Source organism: Mameliella sp. AT18, assembly GCF_028807275.1.
GTDB lineage: Bacteria > Pseudomonadota > Alphaproteobacteria > Rhodobacterales > Rhodobacteraceae > Antarctobacter > Antarctobacter albus.
The window spans coordinates 1-7755 of record NZ_JARAMO010000186.1; the positions used below are offsets into that span (position 1 = coordinate 1).

Sequence of the window (7755 nt, forward strand, 5' to 3'; positions counted from 1 at the left end):
GAAATCGGGATGATCACGCCGCCGGTCGGGCTGAACGTCTTCGTCATCAAGAACGTGGCCTACAAATACGTCAGCACGGCACAGATCTTTGCCGGCGTGATCCCTTTCCTTCTGGCGGACCTGGTGGTGGTGATCCTGACAATCGCCTTTCCGGCGGCGGTGTTGTTCCTGCCGGGGCTGCTGTAGCTGCCGGTCAGTCCGCCAGCGCCGCGCTGGCCCGGTCAAGCGCATCGCGCAGGGCCATAGGCCCGTCGGTCTTCATCACCAATTCGCTGGACGCGAGGGTGGGGGGCGGCCCGTCGGTCTGTCCGCCGGTCAGAAAGATCACGGGAAGGTCCGGCGCGCCTTGTCGTGCGGCCTGCGCGACCTCCGTGCCCGAGAGCGATGCCCCAAGGTGCAGGTCGATCACCAGGATGTCGAAACCGGGGGCGCTGGTCACCCGATTCAGGGCCCTGGCCGGGTCCGAGAGCTGTTCGACCGCGTAACCGAACATCTCGAGCGTATCGGCCAGCGCCGCGAGAAAGGGCCCGTTGTCCTCGATCACCAGGATCTTTGTCGCATCGGTCAAGTGAACACTGCTTTCCAATGAGTTATCCGGTCAGAAATGCCATTGGAAACCCGTGGCCACAATCTATAATCGCGCGTCCCCGGCGGTCGAGGAGCCATCACTTGAGAGTCCTTTTCGCGTCTTCGCCGGCCCGTTGGCTGCTGATCGGGGTGTTTTTCCTGCTGATGCCACTGACGGCGGGTGCACAATCCCCCGAGAGGCAAGTGTTGCGCGTTCCCTGGGCAGGCGACTCCGGTTTCGGATTTGTCGAGGCGGACGGGACCCCGCGCAGTTTCTTCCTCGACCTCGCCCGGATGCTCGCAGAGGAGGCAGGGTTCGACATCGACCTCGTCGATGTCGGCCTGACGACGGAGGTGCTGCCGGCGCTGTCCCGGGGGCGTGCCGATTTGCTGGCCGGTGTTGGCAGAGGCGCCATCGACGATGGCCAGCTCTTGTTTGCCGGACCGGTCGCGGAAACGCGCTTCGTCCTGTTCGTCCGCGCTGACGCCCCGCGAGACTGGCGCTTCGAAACCTTCACTGACAGGCGCATAGGTGTCCTGCGCAACACGGTCGCCAGCCGGATGAGACCACCTGAAGGCAGCGTCATGGTGCCCTACGATGACCAGGTCACGGCCTTCGCGCATCTTCTCGATGGCCAGGTGGACGGGGTGATCGTCCTGTCCGCGCTGGGCGAAAGAACGCTGCGCCGGACAGGGCTGGATGGGCTTGTGCGCCCGACATTTCCGCCGGTGCGGGAAAATTCCCATTTTGTCGCGCTTCGCCCGGAATTTGCCCCTCTCTTGCCGGGGATCGAGGCGGCGCTTGGTCGGCTGGAGACCAGCGGGGCACTGGACGATCTGCGCGCGCGCTGGCTCATGGTGCCGCCGGTGCCGGTTCCGGATGTGCTGACCGTGGGTGTATCGCATTTCCCGCCCTACCACCTGGTCGAGGAAGACGGGCGGGTCAGCGGTTTCGCGGTCGAGGTGCTGCGCGACCTGGCGGCGCGCGCGGACATCGCCGTGCAGTTCGAACCGATCACGCTGGAAAGTTGGGCGAGGGGGCCAAGGGTCGGCGCCTTCGATCTCCTGCCCTTGCGCAGCGTGACAGAGGCAGAGCGGAACCTGTTGCAGTTCAGCGCACCGATCCAGACGATCGAATATGCCATTTTCGTTCGCGCCGCCGACGCGGGCCGAGAGCTGCGACCGGAAGAAGGGCGGATCGGTATCATCCAGAGCAGCCCGTTGCGCGCCGAGATCGCGGCGGATCTCGGCGTGCCGCTTGTCATGTTGCCCGAGGTCAGAGGCGGTGCGCAGGATTTGCGTGCGGGTCGGATCGACGCCTTGGTGATGCCGCGCGTGACCTTCCAGAGGACGGTCCAGGAAATGGGGTTGAGCGATGCCTTTGCCCAGCTCGACGCGCCGGTGTTCCGGAACGACCTGGCCATTGCAATGCGGCCGGGCCTGGGGGATTTGCAGCGACGGCTGGACGTGGTCATCCGGGGGTATGTCGGCTCTGACCAATACCGCGACCTGGCCCGGCAATGGATGGAGGACCCGGTGTTCTGGACCGACCGGCGGGTCAACCTGATCCTCTATGGCGGCGGGGCGCTGGCCATCCTGGGGGCGCTGGCCTTCCTGGTCCAGAACTGGCGCGCCCGCGCCAATGCCGAGCGGCTGCGCGCCCAGACGGCGCTGGCCAGCGAGAGGCTTGCGGCGATCCTGGCGAGCACGCGGCAGGGGGTCTTCGGCTTTGGCACCGGCGGAGAGATGGCTGTCATCAACCCGGGCGGTCGGGTGCTGCTGGGACTGGAGCAGGACGTCTCACCGCAACATTGGCCCGAGAGCGCGCAGTTCCTTGAACCGATCAGCGCCGAGCCTCTCGATCCCGGGCGGGACCCGCTTCAGCGCCTCTTTCGGGGCGAAATGACGAACGGGCAGGTTTGCCTGTTCCGTGCCCGTCCGGATCAGGCGTCCCGCTATGTCCGTGTGACCAGCGATGCGGTCACTTCTCTGGGGTCGGGGCTGTCGGCGCTGATGATCGTCGAAGACACCCATGACAACGAATTGAACCGGCAAAAGCTGGAGCGGTCGCAGAGGTTGTCCTCGCTGGGGATGCTGACAGGTGGTCTGGCCCATGATTTCAACAATATCCTGGCCACGATCCTCTATAACGCGCAATTGGTCCGGGTGAAGGCCGACGGCCCCGTTGCGGCGACGGTCGACCGGATCATCGACACCGTCAGACATGGCAACAACCTGACGCAGCGCCTGCTGGGATTTTCCCGCCAGTCGCCGCAGGAACCCGGCGCGGTCAGCCTGCGCGAAAGCCTAAAGGAACTGGAAAGCCTGGCCCGGCCCGCCATCGGAGAGGCCATCGGGCTGATCCTGCCGGCGGTCGACGAGGATGTCTTTGTACACTGTGTCAGGGGGGAATTGGAAAACGCCCTGCTGAACCTGATCCTGAACGCGCGCGACGCGATGGCGGACTCCGGTCAGGGCGACGAGATCGTGATTCAGGTCCGGAGTTACGACATGCGCAAGTCCGGCCAGGAGGACGCGGAGACCGGGCACATGGTGGAGATCGCCGTGTCGGACAATGGCCCCGGCATGACGGGAGACGTGTTGCGCCAGGCGACCGACCCGTTCTTTTCGACAAAGACCGACGCGGGCGGCACCGGGCTGGGGCTGGCGATGGTGGACAGTCTTGCGGCGCGGTCGTCGGGGCGCCTGTCGCTCTACTCTGAGCCGGGCAACGGGACCACGGTCCGGTTGCGCCTGCCGCGTGTCGCGGGTGATGGCGGGGCGCTGCCGCAGACCTCGGGGGCCATCCCGCGCGGCGACGGCAGGCGTCTGTTGCTGGTCGAGGATCAGGCGGCGCTGCGCGAGCCGATGGCAGAATTGCTGCGCGATCTCGGCTACGATGTGGACATGGCCGAGACCGGTCGGGCGGCACTGGATCGGCTGGATGCCGGGGCCGACTACGATGTGGTTCTCAGCGATATCGTGATGCCGGGTGGCGTTTCGGGGATCGACCTGGCGCGCGCCATTTGCACGCGGTTCGCGCGGATGGCAATTGTCCTGATGTCCGGCCATGCCGAGGTCGGCTCGGACGAGATCCGGGCGCTTGGGCTGCCGGTGCTGCAGAAGCCCTGTCTCTTGCCGGACCTCGCAACGGCGATCCACGCGGCCCTGAAGGAAGGGCAGGCGTAGACCTTTGGGGGTGGCCGCTGTCAGGCGCCGCTGCGGTCCTGCCAGAGGTCTGCATAGGCCCGCATTTGAGCTGTCAGCGGGTCGGCCCCATCGGCTGGCGCAATCGGCGCGGGCATGGCGGGCCGCGTCCCATCCACCAGCAGCGCCGCCCCCTGCGAGGTGCCCGTGGCGGCGCCGGAGGGGATGACCCGGTCGCCGGTCGCCGCCGCAAGCATCCGGGCATAGGCGCGGTTGCGGGCAAAGGGGCCTTCGACAACGATCTGGCCCGCGTGGCCGATGATCCGCAGGCAATGGGCCGTCATCAGCGCCAGGTAAAAGGCCAGCGCCGCCCCGCGCCGCCCGGTGCCGGGCGCGGGTTCCGCCCCGACCCAGCGCGCCTGCCGGCCCCGGAACGGGCCGGAACCCGGTTCGACCGCCGGCAACAGCATGATGCCGTCGCGCAGGATGGCGGCAAGCTCTGACTCATCGGGGTCGGGATAGGCACCGCCCGAGGCGATGTCATGTTCGCGTCCACCCATGAACCGGGCCGACGGTACGGGTGCACCCAGCGCGCTGACGTTGATGAGCGTGTCCTTGCCCGGATCCAGGTCCACGACTGTCCCGCCGATGGACATGGCGATGACCCAGGTGCCGGTCGAGACCACGGAAAACGGGGCCTGCTGGCTGCGCAGGTGGGGCAGCAGCGAGGCGTTGGAATCGTGGATGCCGCATCGCACCTGCGTCTCGCGGGGCAGACCGGTCGCCTTTGCCACTTCCGCCGTGATCGGGCCCAGAACCTCGTCCGGACGGCGCGGCGGGGCCATGATCCCGCCCAGGCCCAGCGTGTCCACCAAAGGGGAAAACCGCCCCTCGGCCGGCAACCAGAGATCCGTGTGACAGCCCAGCGAGGTCACATCCGTTGCGGCAACGCCCGTCAGGCGAAACCCCCAATACTGCGGATAGGTGACGATCCGCGCGGTGTGCGCCCGCAGGCCCGGATCTGACTGCAGCATCCAGTGCAGCTGCGCCCCCAGGTTCAGCCCCATGCCCAGGCGCGGAGAGCCTGTTTCTGAAAACCCTGGGCGCAGGGCGTCATAGTCGGCCGACAGGTCGTCCGGGCCGTCATGTTCGTAGTCGAGGATCGGCGCCGCCAGCCCACCTTTTTCGTCCAGCAACGCGGCACAGGCGCCATGCGTGGTGACGGAGATCGCGGAAATACCGTGGGCCGAGTGAAAGTCGCGAAGCCCGTCCAGCAGGAACTGCCAGTGTCCCTCGGTATCGAAATGCGGCCAGGGTGGACCGGGACGCACCGTGTTTGGCCGGGTGATGACGGCGACTTCCGCCAGGTCGGCAGGGTCGACCAATGCCAGCTTGGCGTTGGTCTTGCCAATGTCGATGACGGCGACATGACCCCCCGTCATGGCAGGTGAAAGACCGTTTCCAGCGGCGTCGCCACGGGTTCGTTGTCGTCCCTGGTCTCCATGATGTCCGCCATATGCGCCCACCATCTCTGCATGACCGGATGGTCGGGCAGGGCGTCCATCGTATGATCGTCACGTCTCCAGAGCACCGCAAAGAGCGTATGCGTGTCCCGGTCGAGGTGGATCGAGTAATCCGAAACGCCCGCCTCTTTCAGCAGCTGCGACAATTCGGGCCAGATCGCGTCATGGCGCTTGCGGTACTCGGTCTCGCAACCGGGGGTGAGCGTCATCTTGAAGGCGTATTTCTGCATCACGCGGCCCGCCACTTCGACCAGAGCCGGGGCAGGGCGATCACCCCGATCAGCAGCGCGCCGATCACGATCGACATGACGATGCCGGGCACGTTCAACAGGCCCAGTCCGAAGGTCACCAGCCCCATGACGAAGGCCGCGATGACCACGCCGGGAATGGACCCGGATCCGCCCAGGATGTTGACACCGCCAAGAACCACCATCGTCACCACCTCCAGTTCCCATCCAAAGGCGATCGAGGGGCGGGTCGAGCCCAGCCGCGAGGTCAGGCAGATGGCGGCGATGCCCGACATCAGGCCGGTCAGCAGGAAGAGGATGAATTTCACCCGCGCGACCCGGATGCCTGAAAACTCTGCACCCGTCGCATTGTTGCCGATGGCATAGACCGCGCGGCCAAAGTTGGTCAGGTGCAGGACCACGGCGTAGATCACGGCGAGCACGGCGAAAAGCACCAGCTCGAAGGAGATCACCCAGAACACGTAGCCCTGTCCGAAGAATGCGAAATCGGAGGGGTAGCCGCGAAAGGCCTGGTCGCCCAGGACGATGTAGCTGATGCCTCGAAACAGGCTCATGGTGCCGATGGTGACGACGATGGAGGGCAGGCCGAAACGGGTGACGAGCACCCCGTTGAAGGCGCCGCAGGCCAGGCCGGTGCCGATCCCCACCAGCAGGATCATGGGCGTTCCGGCGCCCGCGCTCATCGCCGCGCCCATCGCGGTCGAGGCCAGCGCGATGATCGCCGCGACCGATAGGTCGATCTCGCCCGAGATGATCAGCAGCGCCATCGCAAAGGCGATCATCGCCTTTTCGGTAAAGTTGAAGGTTGCGTCGCTCAGGTTCCAGGCGTTGAGGAAATAGGGCGAGGCAAAGCTGTTGGCGACGAAGATGCCGATGGCCACCAGCAGCAGCAGGGTTTCCCAGCTCTTCAGCCGCCGTTGCAGGGGCGATTGCAGCCGGTCGGGGATCTGGCGCCCCGGTGCGGTGTCATGCAATGTCGTCATGTGGCGTGCTCCGCGGATTTCAGGATGATGCGGCCCTTGTCGCGTCCGGCGCGGGCATTGACCGCCACCGCGATGATGATGGCGCTGCCGGAAATCGCCAGCTGCCAGAAGGGCGAGATGTTGACCACCGGAAGGGCGTTCTTGATGACGCCCAAGAACAGGGCCCCCAGCAGGGCGCCCCAGACCGTGCCGACGCCGCCCATGATCGAGATGCCCCCGATCACGCAGGCCGCCACCACGTCCAGCTCGAACCCGCCAGCGATGTCGACATAGGCCACCGCGTAACGCGAGACCCAGAGATAGCCCGTCAGGCCGGCGAGGGTACCGGACAGGGTAAAGGCCCAGAACTGGGTCCGGCCCACGTCGATGCCGGTATAGGTGGCCGCGTGCGGGTTGCCGCCCACCGCGTAGAAGGCGCGGCCCAGCGTCGTGCGGGTCATGACCAGGGAAAAGACCGTCAGGGCCAGGATCGCGATCCAGCTCAGCATTGGCAGGCCCAGCAACTCGGCGCGTGGAAAGGCCTTGAATCCCTCTCCCATCTCGTGGCTGTTGACCCAGTCACCGCCCGAGATGACGAAGATCGTGCCGCGAAAGATCGTCATGGTGCCCAGCGTGACCACGATGGGCGGAATATCCAGTTTCCAGACCAGCAGGCCGTTGACCATGCCCAGGGCCGCGCCCAGGCCCAAGGCGACCGCCAGCGTTACCGCCACCGGCAGGCCAGGCACGGCCACGTTCAGCATCGCCACCACCATGCCGGTCAGCGCCAGGTTGGCGGCCACCGACAGGTCGATGCAGCGGGTCAGGATGACCACCATCTGGCCGATGGCCAGCAGGATCAGCGGCGCCGTGTCGTTGAACACATCCGCCAGGTTGGACGGCGCCACGAAACCGGGAAAGCGCGTGGCGATCACGGCCAGCAACAGCAAGAGCGCGCCCAGCAGCAGGGTTTCGCGCCTGGTGGCAAGTTTGCGGATCATCGCTCTCTCCTCAGATACCGGCGGCGTGGCGGACAAGCGTCTCGGGCGTCAGGTCATCCTCCTGCACCTCGGCGGCGATCCGGCCTTCGCGCATGACGATGACGCGGTCGGACATGCCCAGGATCTCGGGGATTTCCGAACTGACCATGATGACGGCCAGCCCCTGCGCGGCCAGTTCGGCCATGAAGTCATGAACCGCCGCCTTCGACCCGATGTCGATGCCTTTGGTCGGTTCGTCCAGGATGATGACGCGGGGCTGGGTGGCCAGCCACTTGGCGATCACCACCTTCTGCTGGTTGCCGCCCGA

8 protein-coding genes are annotated in these 7755 nt (G+C 66.1%); 2 read left to right on the forward strand and 6 right to left on the reverse strand.

The window, feature by feature from the left end; translation table 11 throughout:
• Nucleotides 1-186 (forward strand): TRAP transporter large permease subunit (locus PVW46_RS16290; RefSeq protein ID WP_274576669.1); only part of this gene is annotated, 186 nt, incomplete at its 5' end.
• 7 nt (nt 187-193) lie between these two features.
• Here PVW46_RS16290 and PVW46_RS16295 read toward each other — a convergent pair.
• Complete coding sequence (locus PVW46_RS16295; RefSeq protein ID WP_274576671.1) at nt 194-568, reverse strand: response regulator; 375 nt, start codon at nt 566-568, stop codon at nt 194-196.
• Between the two features lie 101 nt (nt 569-669).
• Here PVW46_RS16295 and PVW46_RS16300 point away from each other — a divergent pair, with 101 nt between their 5' ends.
• The gene (locus PVW46_RS16300) at nt 670-3756 is read left to right on the forward strand and encodes a transporter substrate-binding domain-containing protein (protein WP_069208419.1); all 3087 of its coding nucleotides are present in this window, start codon (nt 670-672) and stop codon (nt 3754-3756) included.
• Between the two features lie 20 nt (nt 3757-3776).
• On the opposite strand, the gene PVW46_RS16305 is transcribed toward PVW46_RS16300, so the two are convergent.
• The 5 genes from PVW46_RS16305 to PVW46_RS16325 all read right to left on the reverse strand — a co-directional run.
• Nucleotides 3777-5156, reverse strand: a complete 1380-nt coding sequence (locus PVW46_RS16305) for an FGGY-family carbohydrate kinase (RefSeq protein ID WP_069208418.1) — start codon at nt 5154-5156, stop codon at nt 3777-3779.
• On the reverse strand, nt 5153-5467 hold the full coding sequence (rhaM, locus tag PVW46_RS16310; RefSeq protein WP_088671490.1) for an L-rhamnose mutarotase: 315 nt from the start codon (nt 5465-5467) through the stop codon (nt 5153-5155). The genes PVW46_RS16305 and rhaM overlap by 4 nt, the downstream gene beginning before the upstream one ends.
• On the reverse strand, nt 5467-6468 hold the full coding sequence (locus PVW46_RS16315) for an ABC transporter permease (protein ID WP_069208417.1): 1002 nt from the start codon (nt 6466-6468) through the stop codon (nt 5467-5469). The genes rhaM and PVW46_RS16315 overlap by 1 nt, the downstream gene beginning before the upstream one ends.
• Nucleotides 6465-7448, reverse strand: a complete 984-nt coding sequence (locus PVW46_RS16320; protein ID WP_088716256.1) for an ABC transporter permease — start codon at nt 7446-7448, stop codon at nt 6465-6467. The genes PVW46_RS16315 and PVW46_RS16320 overlap by 4 nt, the downstream gene beginning before the upstream one ends.
• Before the next feature lie 10 nt (nt 7449-7458).
• Nucleotides 7459-7755, reverse strand: a 297-nt coding sequence (locus PVW46_RS16325; protein WP_274576678.1) for an ATP-binding cassette domain-containing protein, incomplete at its 5' end; no start/stop codon positions are given.

Coding starts and splice junctions, on each gene's coding strand:
- PVW46_RS16315 (WP_069208417.1), bottom strand. CDS start 6,468: ATGACGACATTGCATGACACCGCACCGGGGCGCCAGATCCCCGACCGG.
- rhaM (WP_088671490.1), bottom strand. CDS start 5,467: ATGCAGAAATACGCCTTCAAGATGACGCTCACCCCCGGTTGCGAGACC.
- PVW46_RS16305 (WP_069208418.1), bottom strand. CDS start 5,156: ATGACGGGGGGTCATGTCGCCGTCATCGACATTGGCAAGACCAACGCC.
- PVW46_RS16320 (WP_088716256.1), bottom strand. CDS start 7,448: ATGATCCGCAAACTTGCCACCAGGCGCGAAACCCTGCTGCTGGGCGCG.